Origin of the sequence: Nocardioides baekrokdamisoli, assembly GCF_003945325.1 — a bacterium.
GTDB classification, from domain to species: Bacteria; Actinomycetota; Actinomycetes; order Propionibacteriales; family Nocardioidaceae; genus Nocardioides; species Nocardioides baekrokdamisoli.
The window spans coordinates 2,240,435-2,258,061 of sequence record NZ_AP019307.1; the positions used below are offsets into that span (position 1 = coordinate 2,240,435).

19 protein-coding genes are annotated in these 17,627 nt (G+C 67.8%); 11 read left to right on the plus strand and 8 right to left on the minus strand.

The genetic code is table 11. The features are described from left to right. The first annotated feature begins 19 nt into the window (after positions 1-19). Positions 20-274: a hypothetical protein gene (locus KCTC_RS10995; protein ID WP_125569317.1), complete on the plus strand. Its 255-nt coding sequence runs from the start codon at positions 20-22 to the stop codon at positions 272-274. Here KCTC_RS10995 and KCTC_RS11000 read toward each other — a convergent pair. Together KCTC_RS11000 and KCTC_RS11005 are read right to left on the minus strand one after the other, a co-directional pair. Further along, the gene (locus tag KCTC_RS11000; protein ID WP_125569318.1) at positions 252-674 is read right to left on the minus strand and encodes a 4'-phosphopantetheinyl transferase family protein; all 423 of its coding nucleotides are present in this window, start codon (positions 672-674) and stop codon (positions 252-254) included. The two genes, KCTC_RS10995 and KCTC_RS11000, sit on opposite strands and share 23 nt — an antisense overlap. A gap of 11 nt (positions 675-685) precedes the next feature. After that, the gene (locus KCTC_RS11005) at positions 686-1,987 is read right to left on the minus strand and encodes a citrate synthase (RefSeq protein ID WP_231998698.1); all 1,302 of its coding nucleotides are present in this window, start codon (positions 1,985-1,987) and stop codon (positions 686-688) included. Between the two features lie 127 nt (positions 1,988-2,114). On the opposite strand from KCTC_RS11005, the gene hrpA reads away from it, so the two are divergent. The 3 genes from hrpA to KCTC_RS11020 all read left to right on the plus strand — a co-directional run bounded on the left by hrpA (position 2,115) and on the right by KCTC_RS11020 (position 7,244). Further along, complete coding sequence (gene hrpA / locus KCTC_RS11010) at positions 2,115-5,918, plus strand: ATP-dependent RNA helicase HrpA (protein ID WP_125569319.1); 3,804 nt, start codon at positions 2,115-2,117, stop codon at positions 5,916-5,918. 30 nt (positions 5,919-5,948) lie between these two features. Further along, positions 5,949-6,554, plus strand: a complete 606-nt coding sequence (locus tag KCTC_RS11015; RefSeq protein ID WP_125569320.1) for a hypothetical protein — start codon at positions 5,949-5,951, stop codon at positions 6,552-6,554. A gap of 261 nt (positions 6,555-6,815) precedes the next feature. Next, positions 6,816-7,244, plus strand: a complete 429-nt coding sequence (locus tag KCTC_RS11020; RefSeq protein WP_231998700.1) for a type II toxin-antitoxin system PemK/MazF family toxin — start codon at positions 6,816-6,818, stop codon at positions 7,242-7,244. On the opposite strand, the gene KCTC_RS11025 is transcribed toward KCTC_RS11020, so the two are convergent. Beyond that, complete coding sequence (locus KCTC_RS11025) at positions 7,228-8,466, minus strand: HRDC domain-containing protein (protein ID WP_125569321.1); 1,239 nt, start codon at positions 8,464-8,466, stop codon at positions 7,228-7,230. The genes KCTC_RS11020 and KCTC_RS11025 overlap by 17 nt on opposite strands. Continuing rightward, positions 8,463-9,056, minus strand: coding sequence for a DUF3000 domain-containing protein (locus KCTC_RS11030; protein ID WP_269461422.1), 594 nt, complete (start codon positions 9,054-9,056; stop codon positions 8,463-8,465). The genes KCTC_RS11025 and KCTC_RS11030 overlap by 4 nt, the downstream gene beginning before the upstream one ends. A 157-nt stretch (positions 9,057-9,213) precedes the next feature. On the opposite strand from KCTC_RS11030, the gene hemE reads away from it, so the two are divergent. The 4 genes from hemE (at position 9,214) to KCTC_RS11050 (ending at position 13,923) form a co-directional block, all read left to right on the plus strand. Then, positions 9,214-10,248 carry a uroporphyrinogen decarboxylase gene (gene hemE, locus KCTC_RS11035; RefSeq protein WP_408636091.1) on the plus strand — a complete coding sequence of 345 codons (1,035 nt, stop codon included), beginning with the start codon at positions 9,214-9,216 and terminating at the stop codon, positions 10,246-10,248. Further along, a complete protein-coding gene (locus tag KCTC_RS11040) occupies positions 10,248-11,528 on the plus strand; it encodes a protoporphyrinogen/coproporphyrinogen oxidase (RefSeq protein WP_125569323.1) in 1,281 nt (426 codons plus the stop codon). Before hemE ends, KCTC_RS11040 begins: the two co-directional genes overlap by 1 nt. 79 nt (positions 11,529-11,607) lie before the next feature. Next, the gene (gene hemQ, locus KCTC_RS11045) at positions 11,608-12,348 is read left to right on the plus strand and encodes a hydrogen peroxide-dependent heme synthase (RefSeq protein ID WP_125569324.1); all 741 of its coding nucleotides are present in this window, start codon (positions 11,608-11,610) and stop codon (positions 12,346-12,348) included. Positions 12,349-12,477: 129 nt separating this feature from the next. After that, positions 12,478-13,923: a glyceraldehyde-3-phosphate dehydrogenase gene (locus KCTC_RS11050; protein WP_125569325.1), complete on the plus strand. Its 1,446-nt coding sequence runs from the start codon at positions 12,478-12,480 to the stop codon at positions 13,921-13,923. A 312-nt stretch (positions 13,924-14,235) separates the two neighbouring features. Here KCTC_RS11050 and msrB read toward each other — a convergent pair whose 3' ends face one another. Further along, on the minus strand, positions 14,236-14,637 hold the full coding sequence (msrB, locus tag KCTC_RS11055) for a peptide-methionine (R)-S-oxide reductase MsrB (RefSeq protein ID WP_125569326.1): 402 nt from the start codon (positions 14,635-14,637) through the stop codon (positions 14,236-14,238). A 35-nt stretch (positions 14,638-14,672) separates the two neighbouring features. Between msrB and KCTC_RS11060 the strand changes: the two genes are divergently transcribed. From KCTC_RS11060 to KCTC_RS11070, 3 genes are read left to right on the plus strand one after another with little or no spacing between them, the layout of a single operon-like run. Then, the gene (locus KCTC_RS11060; protein WP_125569327.1) at positions 14,673-15,002 is read left to right on the plus strand and encodes a TfoX/Sxy family protein; all 330 of its coding nucleotides are present in this window, start codon (positions 14,673-14,675) and stop codon (positions 15,000-15,002) included. Between the two features lie 6 nt (positions 15,003-15,008). After that, positions 15,009-15,623, plus strand: a complete 615-nt coding sequence (locus KCTC_RS11065; RefSeq protein WP_125569328.1) for a DUF4126 domain-containing protein — start codon at positions 15,009-15,011, stop codon at positions 15,621-15,623. Further along, positions 15,607-16,704 carry a DNA polymerase domain-containing protein gene (locus KCTC_RS11070; protein ID WP_125569329.1) on the plus strand — a complete coding sequence of 366 codons (1,098 nt, stop codon included), beginning with the start codon at positions 15,607-15,609 and terminating at the stop codon, positions 16,702-16,704. The genes KCTC_RS11065 and KCTC_RS11070 overlap by 17 nt, the downstream gene beginning before the upstream one ends. On the opposite strand, the gene KCTC_RS11075 is transcribed toward KCTC_RS11070, so the two are convergent. From KCTC_RS11075 to KCTC_RS11085, 3 genes are all read right to left on the minus strand, one after another. Next, positions 16,691-17,074, minus strand: coding sequence for a type II toxin-antitoxin system VapC family toxin (locus KCTC_RS11075; protein ID WP_125569330.1), 384 nt, complete (start codon positions 17,072-17,074; stop codon positions 16,691-16,693). The genes KCTC_RS11070 and KCTC_RS11075 overlap by 14 nt on opposite strands. Beyond that, positions 17,074-17,331, minus strand: a complete 258-nt coding sequence (locus KCTC_RS11080) for a type II toxin-antitoxin system Phd/YefM family antitoxin (protein ID WP_125569331.1) — start codon at positions 17,329-17,331, stop codon at positions 17,074-17,076. The genes KCTC_RS11075 and KCTC_RS11080 overlap by 1 nt, the downstream gene beginning before the upstream one ends. Before the next feature lie 78 nt (positions 17,332-17,409). Beyond that, complete coding sequence (locus KCTC_RS11085) at positions 17,410-17,589, minus strand: hypothetical protein (protein WP_125569332.1); 180 nt, start codon at positions 17,587-17,589, stop codon at positions 17,410-17,412. Positions 17,590-17,627: the final 38 nt, after the last annotated feature.

Genomic DNA, 17,627 nt, shown 5'->3' on the forward strand with positions numbered 1-17,627 from the left:
CCTGCTTGAGTGTGCCCCCATGGGGACCAGCAGCATCAACGGGCGCGTCGCGGGTGACTTCCTGATCGTGGAGGTCGCGCGCCGCTGGCGGCTGGGCCGCACTTGGCAGGTGCAGATCCGCCGACGTGACAACGATCGGCTGCTGCAGCATCTCGCCTGCGGGACGTACACCGAGGCCGAGACGCTCGCCCGACGCGCCGAGAAGGATCTCGCGTCAGACTCTCTCGACGCCTTCTGTCACACCTACCTGATCACGCGGGCCGCGGTGCGATGAGGCGCCAGCCCAGTGCGTTTCCCGCGACGGTGCCGACGTACTGATCCGGTAGGTCGAGGGGCTCTGTCGTGAGCTCAGGCGGCGTCTGCTGCGGCCAGGTGCGTACGCCGGTGCCAGCGGCCTTGCCGAGTGCTTCCAGGCGCGTCCACGCGAGGACGTCCATGCCCTCCGGTGGTTGCGCGTCGGTGCGCTCGATGTCGATCCCGACGGGGTTCGTACCCCACGCGATGACGGCGATGTCGTCGGCGTACGCGATGGAGACCTGGAGGTCCGAGCCGATCAGCAACGGTCGACCATGCTCGATCGATCCGCACTGCGGGCACTGGCGTACGACAGAGGCGGCGCCGGTCTCGTGGACCAACGCCGCCTCTGCATGTGCTCTCAGGTGAGCGCGGTTCATGCTGTGTGTGTTCAGGCCCAGCGTTGGCTTTGCGGGACGTACAGCTGGCCGCGGGCGCCGGTGTAGATCTGCTTGGGGCGGGCGATCTTCTGGTCCTTGTCGGTGGTGAGTTCGAGCCACTGCGCGAGCCAACCGGGGGTGCGCCCGATGGCGAACAGCACGGTGAACATCTCCGGCGGGAACTGCAGGGCCTCGTAGATGAGGCCGGAGTAGAAGTCGACGTTGGGGTAGAGGCGCCGTTTGACGAAGTACTCGTCGTTGAGCGCGATCTTCTCCAGCTCCTGGGCGATCTTGAGCAGCGGGTTGACCCCGGTGACCTCGAAGACGTCATCGCAGGCCTTCTTGATCAGCTTGGCGCGTGGGTCGTAGTTCTTGTAGACGCGGTGGCCGAAGCCCATGAGGCGTTCGTTGCCGGCCTTGACGCCCTCGATGAACGCCGGGATGTTCTCCACCGAGCCGATCCGCTTGAGCATCCGCAGCACTGCTTCGTTGGCGCCACCGTGCAGCGGACCGAAGAGGGCGCCAACGCCGGAGGCGACGGCGGAGTAGGGGTCGACCTGGGTGGAGCCGACGCTGCGGACGGCGTTGGTCGAGGCGTTCTGCTCGTGGTCGGCGTGCAGGATCAGCAGGGTGTCCAGCGCACGGACGATCCGTTCGTCGGGGTGGTAGCGGGTCTCGCTCATCTTGAAGAGCATCGACAGGAAGTTCGCGGTGTAGGACAGGTTGTTGTCCGGGTAGACGTACGGCTTGCCCTGCGCGTGCCGGAACGCCCAGGCGCCCAGGGTCGGCATCTTCGCGATCATCCGGATGATCTGGATGTTCCGGTTGTCGGCGTCGTGGATGTTGACCGACTCGGGGTAGAACGTCGACAGCGCACCGACCGAGGCCATCAGCATGCCCATCGGGTGTGCGTCGTAGCGGAAGCCCTGCATGAACGACTTCACGTTCTCGTGGACGTAGGTGTGGAACGTGATGTGGTGTTCCCAGTTCTTGTACTCCGCCTCTGTGGGCAGCGCGCCGTGGATGAGCAGGTACGCGACCTCAAGGAAGGTTGACTGCTCGGCGAGTTGCTCGATCGGGTAGCCGCGGTACTCCAGGACACCGTTGTCGCCGTCGATGTAAGTCACCGAGCTGCGGCAGCTGGCGGTGTTGGTGAAGCCGGGGTCGTACGTCGCCAGGCCGGAGAGGTCGCCCGGCAGCTTGATCTGGCCCAGGTCGGCGGCGCGGATGGTGCCGTCGGTGATCGGGATGTCGTACTCGGCGCCCGTGCGGTTGTCGCGGACTGTCAGGGAGTTGGTGGGGTCAACACTCACATCGGCCAACCTAGACGATCGGGCGAGGCGGCGTCTCCCGGTCCCCTCGCACCTTGTGCCGGAGGCGCGGTGCGCCCGGGTGGACCGATGTTGCAGGTGAGGTGCTTCGAAGCCGCCTGGGCGCACCATGCGCCACATCGGTCCACCTTTCGGGTTGGGGAGCAGGGCCCATGTCCGAGAGGATGGGCAGGTGGAGGCGGCGTCGGTGAGCATCGAGTTCCCGGCGGACCTGCCGATCTCGCAACGTCGCGACGACATCGCCCGAGCGATCAGTGAGCACCAGGTCGTGATCGTGGCCGGCGAGACCGGGTCGGGGAAGACGACTCAGCTTCCGAAGATCTGTCTGGCCCTGGGGCGTACGAAGATCGGCCACACCCAGCCGCGGCGTATCGCCGCCCGGTCGGTCGCCGAGCGGATCGCGGAGGAGCTCGGCTCCGAGATCGGCGACCTGGTCGGCTACCAGGTCCGGTTCACGGACCGTACGTCGGCGGCATCGAAGATCAAGGTCATGACCGACGGCATCCTGCTCGCCGAACTGAGCCGCGACCGCGACCTCAAGAAGTACGACACGATCATCATCGACGAGGCTCACGAGCGGTCGCTCAACATCGACTTCCTGCTCGGCTATCTCAAGCGACTGCTGCCACGTCGACCCGATCTCAAGGTGATCGTGACCTCCGCGACGATCGACACCCAGCGGTTCAGCGATCATTTTTCTGACGAGCGGGGTGTCGGGGCACCGGTCATCGAGGTCTCGGGGCGTACGTACCCCGTCGAGGTCCGGTATCGGCCGCTCATCGCGCTCCCCGACGACGAGGACGGTGAGCCGGTCGTCCGCGACATGACCGAGGCGATCGTCGAGGCCGTACGCGAGCTCTCCGCGGAGGGCCCGGGTGACGTCCTCGTCTTCCTGCCGGGTGAGCGGGAGATCCGCGACGCTGCCGACGCACTCACGGCTGCGGCGTTGGCGGTCGAGGTGTTGCCGTTGTTCTCGCGACTCTCTGCGGCTGAGCAGCATCGGGTCTTCTCGTCCCACAAGGGACGGAGGGTGGTGCTGTCCACCAACGTTGCCGAGACCTCGCTGACGGTCCCCGGCATCCGCTATGTCGTGGACTCGGGTCTGGCTCGGATCAGTCGCTACTCGGTACGTACGAAGGTCCAGCGACTGCCGATCGAACCCATCTCGCAAGCCTCGGCCAACCAGCGGTCCGGACGATGCGGTCGTGTCGAGGCCGGTGTTGCGATCCGGCTGTACGCCGAGGACGACTTCGGGGCTCGTCCGGCGTTCACTGAGCCGGAGATCCTGCGTACGAACCTGGCCAGCGTGATGCTGCAGATGGCGTGGCTGCGCCTGGGCGACCTCGGGCGATTCCCGTTCGTGGAGGCGCCCGATCGCAAGCAGGTCGCCTCGGCCGAGCAACTGCTGGGGGAGTTGCGAGCCGTCCGTCCCGACGGGCGCGGACTGACCGAGATCGGTCGGCGGTTGGCGCGGCTGCCGATCGATCCGCGGATGGGCCGGATGATCCTCGAGGCCGATCGCCTCGGGTGCGTACGCGAGGTGTTGGTCATCGCCGCTGCGCTGTCGCTGCAGGACCCACGCGAGCGCCCCTCGGAGGACCGACCAGCCGAACGGGCTGCCGCCGAGCAGCTGCACGCCCGGTTCCGTGATCCGACGTCGGACTTCCTCACCTGGCTGAATCTGTGGCGGCACCTGCAGACGCAGCAGAAGGAGTTGAGTTCCAGCGCGTTCCGGCGGATGTGTGTACGCGAGCACCTCAACTACCTGCGGGTGCGTGAGTGGCAGGACTTCGAGTCGCAGATCCGACAGGTCACCAAGGAGATCGGGGTCAAGGTCGGTCGGCCGGCTGACGAGCCCGACTCCGACGGCATCCACCAGGCGCTGCTGAGTGGGCTGCTCTCGCACATCGGTCTGCTCGACGAGAAGTCGGTGCCGTCCGCGAGCGACCGCGCACGAGCAAAGCGCCCCGGCCCGCGGGAGTACCTCGGTGCTCGTGGCACGAAGTTCGCGATCTTCCCCGGCAGTGCGCTGGCGCGGAAGAACCCGACCTTCCTGATGTCCGCCGAACTGGTCGAAACCAGCCGACTGTGGGCCCGGCAGAATGCCGCGATCAAGCCTGAGTGGGCCGAGGGCCTCGCCGGGGACCTGGCCAGGCGCAGCTATTCGGAGCCGCACTGGTCGACCCGCCGCGGCTCGGTGATGGCGTACGAACGGGTCCTCCTCTACGGCGTTCCGCTCGCGGCGGACCGGCTGGTCGCGTTCGGGAAGATCGATCCTGTGCTCTCGCGCGAGCTGTTCATCCGGCACGCGCTCGTGCAGGGAGAGTGGCGTACGCGGCACCCGTTCCTCGCCCGGAACCAGCAGATGCTGGAGGAGGCGCAGGATCTCGAGCATCGATCCCGCCGTCGCGACATCGTCGTGGACGAGCAGACGCTGTTCGACTTCTACGACGCGCGGATCGGCGCGTCCGTGGTGAGCGGTGCCCATTTCGACCAGTGGTGGAAGGGTCAGCCGAAGCAGCTGCTGGACTTCGACCCGGCGATGCTCGTACGCGACGACGTCAGCGACACCGACTTCCCGGCCGTGTGGGACAACGGGCCGCTGACCTTCGACCTGAGTTATCACTTCGAGCCCGGTGCCCCGGCTGACGGGCTGACCATCGACGTGCCGCTGGCCACTCTGTCCCAGGTCGACGACGGGGACTTCTCGTGGCACGTGCCGGGTCTGCGCGAGGAACTGGTCACCTCGCTCATCCGGTCGCTGCCCAAGCCTCTGCGGGTCAACTTCGTACCCGCGCCCGACAAGGCGCGGCAGTTCCTCGCCGAGGTGCCGGCCGGGTCCGAGCCGTTGCTCGATGCGCTGGAGCGCTGGGGACGCGCGCGGACCGGCACGCACGTACGCCGCGAGGACTGGGACCTGTCGAGAATCCCGGACCATCTGCAGCCGACCTACCGAGTCGTCGCCGAGGACGGTTCGGTCGCCGCCACGGGCAAGGATCTCGACGCACTCAAGGCCCCGCTGCAGCCGACCTTCGCCCGCGCCGTCGCCGCCGTCGCGGGGGAGTCGGGCCTGGCGTACGCAGGCCAGCGGAGCTGGGTGTTCGGCGACATTCCGGAGACGGTCGTCGCCAAGCGAGCCGGCCACGAGGTGATCACGTACCCGTGTCTGGTCGACGAGGGCTCGACGGTCGGGTTGACCGTGGTCGGCACGTCGGTTGAAGCCGACGCCCGGCACCGTCGCGGCGTGGCCAGGCTGGTGTCGATCATCGCGCCCGATCCGGCCAAGCGCGTACGCGACGGGCTCGATGCCGCCTCGAAACTGACCCTGGCCGTGAGCCCCTACGCCTCTGTTGCTGACCTGGTCCGCGACTGCTGGATGGCGGTGGTCCAGGAGGCGGTGGACGCATCGCCGCCGGTACGCAAGTCGGCGGAACTCGACGCTGTGGTCGACTCCTTGGGCGACGGTGTCCAGGCCACGCAAGCCGTCGTGACCCAGGTGGTCCGCGCACTGGAGATCTGGCGCGGGGTCGACCGATTGCTCACCGGCCGAGCCGAGTTGGCGCACCTGCCCGCGTTGCAGGACATGCGGGCGCAGGTGGCGCGGCTTATCTTCCCGGGGTTCATCCACGAGGCCCGGTTGTCGCGCTACCCGACCTATCTGAAGGCGGTCGAGGTCCGGCACAGCAAACTCGGAGCACTGGCGGCCGATCGTCAGGCGATGGATGCGATCGCCAGCATCGAGAACGCGTACCTGCACCGGGTCGCTGCCCTCCCGGACGGCTGTCCGCCGGACACCGTCCTGCGCCGGGTGCGCTGGCTGCTCGAGGAGTACCGCGTGCAGTTGTTCGCGCAGAACCTCGGTACGGCTGAGAAGGTCAGCGACGCGCGGATCCGGTCCGCGCTCGACGCGTAGCGCCTGTGCGTCGCGCGTAGGCTCGTCGCGATGTCTGACTTCAAGCGCCCACTCACGCCCGGGGACCGGTTCTTCGACCAGATCGACGACGGGATCGACCCTGAGAAGGTGCAGGAAGCCGCCGAGCGGTCGGCGGCTGCGCTCATCCGTGGCGCTGCGGGTGGGGACGCCGACCTCGCCTCGCGCGTCGTCCATCTCGCTGAGACCGAGGGGATCGAGGCGATCGCCGACGCCTGGGCAGGTTCGCCATCGGACTCACTGGCTGGCTCGCTCTGGAGGCTCTACCTGCTCCGCGGGTGGGTGTACGCGAACCCGTTCCAAGCCGCTCGGGAGTTCGACGCCGGCAAGGCGCGGTCGCAGGTCGCCCGCGTGGTGGCAGGCGTCGCCGAGCCGCCCGGTCCCGACGAGGTCAGGGCGATGATCGACGAAGTCCTCCGCGGGATCGTGGTCGGCGACTATGCCGATGTGTTGCTGCGTGCGGCCGCGTTCACCCACGTGGTGGCGGTGGGGCGGGCAAGCCTGCAGGAGCTGCCGACCGAGGACGCGAAGCGGATGCTGGTGCTCGCCGAGCAACTCGAGCACGCGGCGCGGCATGAGTTGGCCGGGCATCTCGGCGCTGCCGGCACTGAGGACTGACCTGATCCCGCGCCGGTCGCGCCGTGGCACAACGCCGGGTCGCGTACGATTGCGTGCGTCGCCGGGCCGCGGCAGCCCCGGGTCCCAAAATTAGCCGCTATGAGCGGCCTTGCGCCGTGAGGCGCTCCCGGTCCGGCGACACACTCAATGCTTTTGTTTGCACGCGCCTGCTGCGTTGCTGGTCGCTTCGACGGCCTTCAGGCCGCCTTCGCTCCCGCGCCTGCCAACGCACTCGTCAGAAGCGATTGAGATGATGGCTGCGTGTGGCCCTTCAAACGACCGTCGGCTCCCACTGCGCAGATTGGGTACGCACCGGTCCCGGATGGACGGGCCGATCCCGGCGAGGTGTGCTGGGCCTGGGTGCCGTTCGAGGATGACCCGAGCAGGGGCAAGGACCGCCCGGTGCTGATCGTCGGCGTCGAGGGTGACCTCTGGCTCGCCCTCATGCTGACCAGCAAGGACCATGATCGTGAGGCCGTCGAGGAACTCCCCAACGGCGTCGCGGTCGATCATTTCGGCCACCGCTGGCTCGACATCGGCGCCGGCGCCTGGGACCGCGAGGGTCGTCCGAGTGAGGTCCGACTGGATCGATTGCTCCGATTGAGCAAGGTACGCCGCGAAGGGGCCGCGCTCGACGAGGCCATGTTCCGGCGGGTGGCGGCCGCAGCCGGGATCAGTGATCGGCGCTGAGGATCGCGTCGGTCAGCAGCGATGCCGTCATCGCGATCTGCCACGGACGCGCGCCCGACCACTGAAGTCGACCGACGACATCGTCGAGCAGGTCGCCGGGGTCGCGCGTCGTTGGTGGCTCCCAGAGGAGTCGCCGCATGGCGTCAGGCTGGAGCAGGTTCTCCGGCGGCAGATTGTTGGCTTCGGCCATCGCGGTGATCCCGGCCCGGGCAGTGTCCAGCCGGCGGGCGGCGGTCTCGTCCCGGTCGGCCCAGGCGCGTGGCTGCGGGGGACCGGAGGCCCGAGGCGTACGCTCCGGCAACTCCTCCTCGTCCTGGGTCAGCGCGTGGTCGATCGCGGACATCCAGATGTCGATGTACGTCTTCGCCCCGCGACCGTGGAACCCCTTCGTCCCGAGCAGTTGGCCTCGCGACGCGGGCTCAGCGAGTGCGGCCGCGATGATCGCGCTGTCCGGGATCAGCCTGCCGGGAGTGCAGTCCCGGTCCTGGGCGATGTCGTCGCGCGCCTCCCACAGTGCCTTGACGACCGCGAGGCCGCGGCGCGTACGCACTGAATGTGCGCCGGACGTGCGACGCCACGGCTCCACCCGGACGGCGGGCTGGAAGGACAGCAACGACTCGAACTCCTGCTGCGCCCAGGTCCATTTGTCGGCGGCGATGAGTTCGTCGTGCATGGCATCGCGCAGTTCGACCAGTACCTCGACGTCGAGCGCCGCGTACTCCAACCATGCCTCGGGCAGCGGTCGCGTCGACCAGTCGGCGGCGGAGTGCTCCTTCAGCATCCGCCAGCCGAGCACCTCCTCCGTGAGGGTGCCGAGGCCGACGCGGGGGTAGCCGAGCAGCCGGCCGGCGAGTTCGGTGTCGAAGAGCGCGGCGGGATGCAGACCGAGTTCGCCGAGGCAGGGCAGGTCCTGGGTGGCCGCGTGCAGGACCCACTCGGTGCCGTCAAGCGCGTCGATGAGAGGTGCCATCGAGGTCATCGCGATCGGGTCGATCAGCCAGTTGCCAGCGCCTTCGCGGGCGATCTGGATCAGATAGGCACGGTTCGAGTAGCGGTACCCCGAAGCGCGCTCAGCGTCGATCGCCACCGGCCCGGTGCCGGCCTTGATCGCCGCTGCCGCACGCGCCAGCCCGGCGTCGTCGTCCATGACGACCGGGTGCGGATCGCGCAGCTTCAGCAGGGGAGCCTGCTCGACGGCCTCCTCGGCCACCTCTTCGGTCATCCGCGCTGTCCGCGACGGTTGGGGAGGGTCGCCACGCCCTCGGGGACGGGCGGCAGGCCGGCGGCGGTGCACAGAAGTTCCGCCCAGGCCTCGACGTGGGCGGTGATGTTGAAGGTGGCGTCCATCGTGGGGGTCCAGGAGGCGCGTACCTCCAGTTGGGCGGTCCCTTCCTCAGACGCCATCCCGCCGAACGACTCGGTGGCGACACGCGTCACCGTGCCGGAGGCGGCGACGTACGCGGCCCCATGGCTCTCGAGCGCCTCGGTCAGCCAGGACCAGCCGACGGAACCCACCAGCGGGTCGGCCACGAGGTCGAGATCGATCTCGGCGCGGGCGTACGCGACGCAGCGGAAGGTCCCGTTGCCCCAGGCCTCGTTGCCGGCGGGGTCGTGGAGCAGGATCAGGCGGCCGGTGGCGACCTCGTCGTCGTCCACGGTGACGTCGGCCGACAGGGCGGAGGCGTACGGCGCGATGCGTTGGGGCGCCGGCATGTCCTCGCAGAAGACTTCAGCGCGCAGGCGTGCCGCGTGCATGCTGGCGACGGCCGCGGTGAACTCCGCGGGCGCGTCTACTCCGGGATTCGCGACCACCCGCCCCACTTTAGGACTCCTTCAGGCTCTCGTCCGGCAGGCGGCTCCCACGTACCTGACGTTTTGCGGCACAAAACCGTGAAAACGGGCGATTTTCGTCAGGTACGTCGGCGCCCGTCGATGTGCGCGGCCTTGTTTCGAGTGCGACCATGATCGCGTGGTGGCCGATCTGAGTCAGAGTGCGTTCCTGAAGGCTGCGCGCGGTGAGGCCGTCCCGCACACACCGGTGTGGTTCATGCGCCAGGCGGGTCGTTCGCTCCCGGAGTACCTCAAGGTGCGCGAGGGCGTCGCGATGCTCGACTCCTGCATGAACGCTGACCTGATCACCGAGATCACCCTGCAGCCGGTCCGTCGTTACGGCACCGACGCGGCGATCTTCTTCTCCGACATCGTGCTTCCGCTCAAGGCGGTGGGTGTCGATCTCGACATCAAGCCGGGCGTCGGCCCGGTGATCGCGAACCCGGTACGCACTCTCGCCGACGTGGCCGCCATCCCGGACCTGACGCCCGAGCACGTCCCGTTCATCACTCAGGCCGTGAAGAACCTCGTCGCCGAACTCGGCGCGACCCCCCTGATCGGGTTCGCCGGCGCCCCGTTCACCGTGGCGTCCTACCTGATCGAGGGCGGGCCCTCGAAGGAGTACGCGAAGACCAAGGCTCTGATGTTCGGTGCGCCGGACATCTGGGATGCACTGATGCGCAAGATCGCCGGCATCTCGGCCGCCTTCCTCGAAGTGCAGGTCGGGGCCGGCGCGTCGGCGATCCAGCTCTTCGACTCGTGGGCAGGCGCCTCGACGGTCGCCGACTATCGCGAGCGGGTGATGCCGTACTCGTCGATGGTCCTGGAGCGCGCTGGCAGGCTCGGTGTCCCGCGGATCCACTTCGGGGTCAACACCGGTCACTTGCTCGGGCTCATGGGCGAGGCGGGCGCGGACGTCGTCGGAGTCGACTGGCGTACGCCGCTGGCCGACGGCATCGCCGCTGCCGGTGACCGCGGTGTCCAGGGCAACCTCGACCCCACCCTCGTCTTCGCCCCGACCGAACTGATGCTGGCGCGTGCCGCAGAGGTCATCGAGACCGGCCGCTCCGCCACGGGTCACATCTTCAATCTCGGCCACGGGGTCATCCCGACCACCGACCCCGATCAACTCAAGCGGCTGACCGAGTACGTCCAGTCCTACCCGCTGGCCTGATGCGCATCGCGGTCGTCGGTGCCGGGATCGGCGGGCTCGTCGCAGCCCACGATCTCGTCGCGGCCGGTCACTCGGTGGTCGTTCTGGAGGCGTCCGATCGGGCCGGCGGCAAGCTGCGCCGCGAGTCGGTGGCCGGTGCGATGGTCGACGTCGGTGCGGAGGCGATGCTGGCCCGGAGGCCCGAGGGCGTTGCCCTCGCGGAGTCGCTCGGCCTTCCGATCGTGCACCCGACCGACGCGAGCTCACGGATCTGGACCCGGGACGCGCTGCGTCCGATGCCGCCCTCGGTGATGGGTGCACCGACCGATCTGGCGGCACTGGCTGCCTCAGGGGTGCTGTCTTCCGCCGGTCTGGCCCGGGCTCAGGCAGCGGTCGAAGTGTGGCCGGACGAGGACGTCACCGTCGGCGATCTGGTGGCTGCACGATTCGGTGACGAGGTCACCGACCGCCTGGTCGAACCGCTCCTCGGCGGCGTGTACGCCGGGCGGGCCCGGCAGATCTCGGCGCGGGCTGCGACGCCGCAGCTGTTGGTCTCGACAGGCTCCACCTCCACTTCGCCGACTGTCACCGGATCGGGCCCGGTCTTCGCGGGGCTGGTCGGGGGCATGGGGCAGCTGGCGGAGGCTCTGGCCGACCGGCTGGATGTGCGTCTGCAGACGCCTGCGCTGTTGCTCGAACGATCCGGTGCGGGATGGCTGGTCGACGGCGAGGCGTACGACGCGGTCGTCGTGGCGACTCCGGCCGGGCCGGCTGCGGCTCTTCTGCGCCAGATCCTGCCGACCGCAGCAGATGAGCTGGCGGCGATCGAGTCCGCCTCGGTTGCGGTGGTGACCTTTGCGTTCGACTCGTTCGTCATCGACAACTCCTCGGGCTTCCTCGTGCCACCCATCGACGGCCGTGCCATCAAGGCTTCGACGTTCTCCTTCAACAAATGGGACTGGGTCCGCGAAGCCGGCGACGGGCTGTCGCTACTCCGTACGTCGCTGGGCCGCGCGGGGGAGACCTTGAGTGGGTCCGACCTGGATCTGATCGATGCCTCGCTGGCCGACCTCGAGCGGGCCGTCGGCGGAGTCGGCCGGGTCGTCGACGTGCACGTCCAGCGGTGGGACGACGCGTTGCCGCAGTACGCGCTCGGTCATCTCGAGAGGGTGGCGCGGATCCGCGAAGCGGTCGCCGGGATCCCGGGTCTGGCGGTGTGCGGAGCTGCGTACGACGGCGTCGGCATCCCGGCTGTGATCGCCTCAGCGCGGCTCGCGGCCAACTCACTCACATGTGAGTGAGTTCGCGGCACACGGGTCCAGCCTGCGTCCGGGCCGCCCCGATGCCCTGGCCTCGGGAGAGGCCGCGCAGAATGGTCGCATGACTGACGCCACCGTCGACCCGAACGACCCGCAGGCTCATATCCAGTCCAATGCGGCCCGGATCAACGAGCTGAACGAGACCATCCGCTACACGATGTGGTCGGTGTTCAAGCTGGAGCGACCGCTCGGTCACGACGACCGCGAGGCAGAGATCGTCGAGGTCGAGGCCCTGCTGTCGAACCTGGCCGATGAGGACGTGGTGGTGCGCGGCATCTACGACGTCTCCGGCCTGCGTGCCGACGCCGATCTGATGATCTGGTGGCACGCGGCGAACAGTGACCAACTCCAGTCGGCGTACAACCGCTTCCGTCGCACCGGTTTCGGTACGCGCCTCACCCCCGTCTGGTCGCAGATGGCCCTGCACCGCCCGGCCGAGTTCAACCGGTCGCACCTGCCGGCGTTCCTGGCTGACGAGCGCGCACACGCGTACGTCGCCGTCTATCCCTTCGTCCGGTCGTACGAGTGGTACCTGCTGGAGGAGAAGGAGCGCCGCGCCCTGCTGGCCGAGCACGGCGGCATGGCGCGCGACTACCCCGACGTACGCGCGAACACCGTGCCGGCCTTCGCGCTGGGCGACTACGAATGGATGCTCGCCTTCGAGGCGGACGACCTGTCGCGCATCGTCGACCTGATGCGTCACCTTCGCGGCTCCGAGACACGGCGGCACGTACGCGAAGAGGTCCCGTTCTACACAGGTCGGCGGGTCTCGATCGCTGATCTGCTGCACCAGCTTCCGTAGGCGGATGACCTACGCTCCGTGGTGGCATTCTGGTCGCGGGAGCACGTTCGTCGGTTGGTCGACACCGGCAAACGCGAGTTATCTTGATGTCGAGACACGTTCGAAGACCATGGCGATGAGATGAGTGAGATGTCGGGATACGAAGACACCCTGGCCGACTGGAACGCCCGTGAGGCGCTCGCGGAGCAAGCGATCCCGCTGATCGGCCACCTCTACCGCGACAAGGCCGTCACCGTCGTCATCCACGGCCGCGCCCTGTTCAACACGGACGCGATCGGCCTGCTCAAGGCTCACCGCTTCGCTCGTCGCATCGGCGGCACCGATGTGTCGATCCGCGACACCTTCCCGATCCTCGAGGCGCTCGCCGACCTCGACGTCGCGCGCGTCAAGATCGACCTGGCCCGTCTGCACGACGCGTACGCCGCCGACTCGCGCGGGCTCGACGTGCAGGCGTTCGTGGCTGAGCAGCTCGCCGGCGTCACCGGGGGCAACAAGCCGGCCGAGACGGTGCCGCAGGATGTCGTCCTGTACGGCTTCGGCCGCATCGGTCGCCTCGTGGCCCGCCTGCTGGTCGAGAAGGCTGGCGCCGGCAGCGGCCTGCGCCTGCGTGCCATCGTCGTCCGCAAGGGTGGTGAGGGCGATCTGGTGAAGCGCGCCTCGCTGCTGCGCCGCGACTCGGTGCACGGCCAGTTCAAGGGCACCATCCAGGTCGATGAGACCAACAATGTCATCTACGCGAACGGCGTTGCCATCAAGGTGATCTACGCGGGCTCGCCCGAGGAGATCGACTACACCGAGCACGGCATCAAGGACGCGATCCTGGTCGACAACACCGGTATCTGGCGCGACCGTGCCGGCCTGTCGAAGCACCTGCGTCCGGGCATCGCCAAGGTCCTGCTGACGGCTCCGGGCAAGGGCGACATCCCGAACATCGTCCACGGCATCAACCACCTCGAGGTGGACGCCGCCGAGCAGATCCTGTCGGCGGCCTCCTGCACCACCAACGCCATCGTGCCGACGATCAAGGCGATGGACGACGAGTTCGGGCTGACCCGGGCGCACGTCGAGACGGTGCACTCGTACACGAACGACCAGAACCTGCTCGACAACTACCACAAGGCCGACCGTCGAGGCCGCTCAGCGCCGATGAACATGGTGCTCACCGAGACCGGCGCCTCGAAGGCTGTGAAGGCGGTCCTGCCGGAGATCCAGGCGTCGATCTCGGGCAACTCGATCCGCGTCCCCACGCCGGATGTGTCGATGGCCATCCTGAGCCTCGAACTCAACCGCGAGAGCACCCGGGACGAGGTGCTGGAGCACCTGCGCGGCGTCTCGCTCGAGGGTCCGCTGAGCCGTTGCCTCGACTACACGACGGCCAGCGACGCGGTCTCCAGCGACTTCGTGGGCTCGCGTGCCTCGTCTGTCATCGACGCCAACGCGACGCTCGTCGACGGTAAGCACGCCCAGCTTTACGTCTGGTACGACAACGAGTTCGGCTACTCCTGCCAGGTCGTCCGCGTCGTGCAGAGCATCTCGGGCGTCGAGTACCCGACGTACCCGGCCAGCGCTCGCTGACGGACACCAACTGCCGCAAACACCGCGAGCCTGCCGACGTGACTGTCGGCAGGCTCGCGGTGTTTCAGGTCGATTTACGGCCAGGGGCCGGTCGGCCACTTCGCGTGGCGATGAGGCCGCGCGTAGGCATTCTTTCGGGATCCGGCGAAGACGAATCCCGCCAGGATCGCGAGTACCCCGACTGTCAGGGCTACGAACAACATCACAGTTCCACTGTCAGACATCGCATCACCTCCGGAAGTTGATCACTTCCTGAGTACGCCTGCCGGCGGCCGGATGCAAGAGTCGGCGCGGCGTTTTTCGACGCGGCCGTTACTCGGCCTTCGGCTCCAGCGTGAGAGAAACCGAGTTGATGCAGTAGCGGTCGCCGGTGGGGGTGCCGTACCCGTCGGGGAACACGTGACCCAGGTGTGAGCCGCAGTTCGCGCACCGGACCTCGGTCCGCGCCATCCCAAAGGACTTGTCCTCGATGTATTCGATCGTGTCGGTCATCGGTTGGTAGAACGACGGCCATCCGCAGCCCGAGTGGAACTTGGTGTCCGACTCGAACAGCTTCGCCTGACAGGCCTTGCAGCGATAGACGCCGGTCGTCTCGGTGTCGGTGTATTCGCCGGTGAAGGCCCGCTCGGTGCCAGCCTCGCGGAGCACCTTGTACTCCTCCGGGCTCAACTCGGCGCGCCACTCCGCATCCGACTTCTCAACGTTGTAGGCCATGTCTTCAGCGTACGGACTGCCCCTAGGCTCAGACCATGGCGTACGACGAGAACCTGGCTGCGCGGATCCGTGACGAGGTTGGCGGTGTGCCTGGCGTCATGGAGAAGAAGATGTTCGGCGGCCTGGCCTTCCTGGTCAACGGCAACATGTCCGTCTCGGCGAGCGGCAACGGCGGGATGATGCTGCGCTGCTGGCCGGAGCGGACCGACGAGTTCGTCGCGCAGGGAGCCGAACGCGTAGTCATGCGAGGCAAGGAGATGAACGGCTGGATCAGGGTCTCCGATGACCTCCTGGCGGACGACGAGATCCTGGCGACCTGGGTCGCCGTGGGCCTCGATTACGCCCGTTCGCTCCCGCCGAAGTAGCCCGCGATGGATGCGCTTGCGCTGAGTTTCACCTCCGGCTGGGCCAGCGGGCTCAACAGCTATCTCGTGGTCCTCGTCCTCGGGATCGCCGACCGGATCGGTCACGTCCAGATGATCCCGGACGTGCTGGGCAGTTGGCCGGTGCTTGCCGTCGCCGCGTTCATGTACGCGTTCGAATTCGTCGCCGACAAGATCCCGTACCTCGACTCGGTCTGGGACGGTGTCTCGACCTTCATCCGTCCGGCTGTGGGAGCTGCGGTCGGCGCGCTGATCGCCGGCAATGCCCACAACATCCACGAGAGCCTCAATCAGGGGTGGAGTGCGCTCGTGGGCGGCAGCACGGCTCTCGGCGCGCACGCGACCAAGGCTGGCACCAGGCTTGCTGCGAACACGTTGCCCGAGCCGTTCACGAACCTGCTGCTGTCGTTCGGCGAGGACGGTCTGGTGCTCGCGGTGATGGCTCTCGCGCTGGCGCATCCGATCATCGCCGGGTCGATCGCAGGCGTCCTGCTGGTGTGCGGCATCGGCATCCTCTTCGTGGTGATCCGCGCCATCCGACGAGGTCTGGGTGCGATGCAGGAATGGATGAGGGCGAGGGCAGTTCGTGGCCAAGGCATCTGAGGCGTACGTACTCGCGGGTGAGCGTGAGGTGCGGATCTCCAGTCCCGAGCGGGTGATCTACGAGGCGACGGAGTGGACACCCGAGGTCACGAAGCTGATGGTGGCCCAGCACTTCGCGGATGTCGCCGAGCCGATGCTCGGCGCGGTCCGCAACCGGCCGGTGGCGCTGGAGCGTTGGCCGGGCGGATGGCGCGAGGGCATGGTGCTGTCGGTCGGTCCGATGGGGCAGCAGAACGGCGACGGCTTCTACTCCAAGCGACTGCCCAAGGGGTCGCCTGACTGGCTGACGACGGTCCAGGTGACGACGCCAAACGGCCGACCGATCGACGAACTGTGCCTGACCGAACCGGCCTCGATGGTGTGGGCTGCCCAGATGGGCACGCTCACGTTCCATCCCTGGGCCGTACGAGGTGCGGACGTCGATCACCCCGACGAGCTGCGGATCGACCTCGATCCCCAGCCCGGGACGACGTTCGCCGACGTACGCCGGGTCGCGTTGGTCGCCGATGAGCTGTTGCGCGATCTGGGGATGCGCGGCTTCGCCAAGACCTCGGGCAACCGCGGCATCCACGTGTACGTACGGATCCGGCCCGAGTGGAGTTTCGAGGACGTACGCCACGCGGCGATCGGCTTCGGTCGCGAACTCGAGCGGCGCGACTCCGGGGTCACCACGGCGTGGTGGAAGGAAGAGCGAGGGGAGCGCATCTTCGTCGACTACAACCAGAACAACCGCGACCGGACGATCGCCTCGGCGTGGTCGTTGCGGCCGAAGCCCGGGGCGCCGGTGTCGACGCCGTTGAGTTGGGCCGAGGTGGCGGAGCTGAAGGACCCGCAGGAATTCAATCTGTTCACGGTGCGTGAGCGGCTGGCGTCGTCGGAACCTGTCGAGTCCTGGGCCGCAATCGACGACGAGGCGTACTCCCTCGAACCGCTGCTGCACCTCTGGGAGACGCTTCCGGGCGGCGAACTGAACTTCCCTCCGGATTATCCGAAGATGGCCGGGGAGCCCCCTCGTGTACAGCCGTCGAAGAAGGTGGCCGAGCACTGGGACGAGGACGGCAACCGCATCACGACGGAGTGATGACGGCCAATCCCACGGCGTTCGCTGTGGCTGCCATCTTCACGTCGTAGGTGGCGATGGCGTCGACGCCGATCATCGTTGCGACTGTGACGTGCAAGGCGTCGAGCGTTCGCAGATCGGGATCGGGATGGATTCCGGCGCCGAAGTAGGCGGACGGCGGGACATCGACCAAGTTGACGTACGAGAGGGCTTCGCTGGCGTCCGCCTGCGGTATGCCAGATCGTGCGGCCACGCGTCGCATCTCGGCCTCAAGCAGCCTGCTCGATACGAGCACGATGTTGCCGGATACCCATTCGCGGACCGCGGCGGACTCGACTTCCTCCAGCATCACCTTCACGAGCAGCGAACTGTCGACATAAGCCGTGTACATCAGAAGCGGTCCGCGCGGAGCTCATCGAGGATCTCTGCAGACGAGCGGTCGACTTTGTGCCCCACGATCTCCGTCGCTGGGCGGATCGGGTTCGCGGGCACCGCAATCGGCAGGCCGAGTTCCTGGATCGGCACCAGGCGGCCGACCGGTCGCCCGTGGTTGGTGATGATGAACGACTGGCCCGCCTCGACGTCGCGCAACACCTGGGCGCTGTTGTTGCGGAGCTCCCGCTGCGAGAGGGTCGTGGGCGTACTCATGTCACGACCGTAGCACGCGTGCTACGCACCGCCGAGCGTCGAATGCACCCGCGGCCCCCTCCGCCGTGGGCGGGGCGGTCAGGACTGGGCGAATACTAGGGTGAGGGTGATCAGGGCTGCGACGGTTGCGAGAATCGCGGCGACGTCGACGGCCCACGCGGGGAGCGCGTCATTCCAATGGTGCGGCGTCACGACCGCCCATTGATTTCCGTTGAAGAATGAGTTTCCAATGGCGTTCAGGTGGGGCATCTCGCTCATGGCGTCTCCTTTGACGTGGTCTATTTCTGACTCAAGCA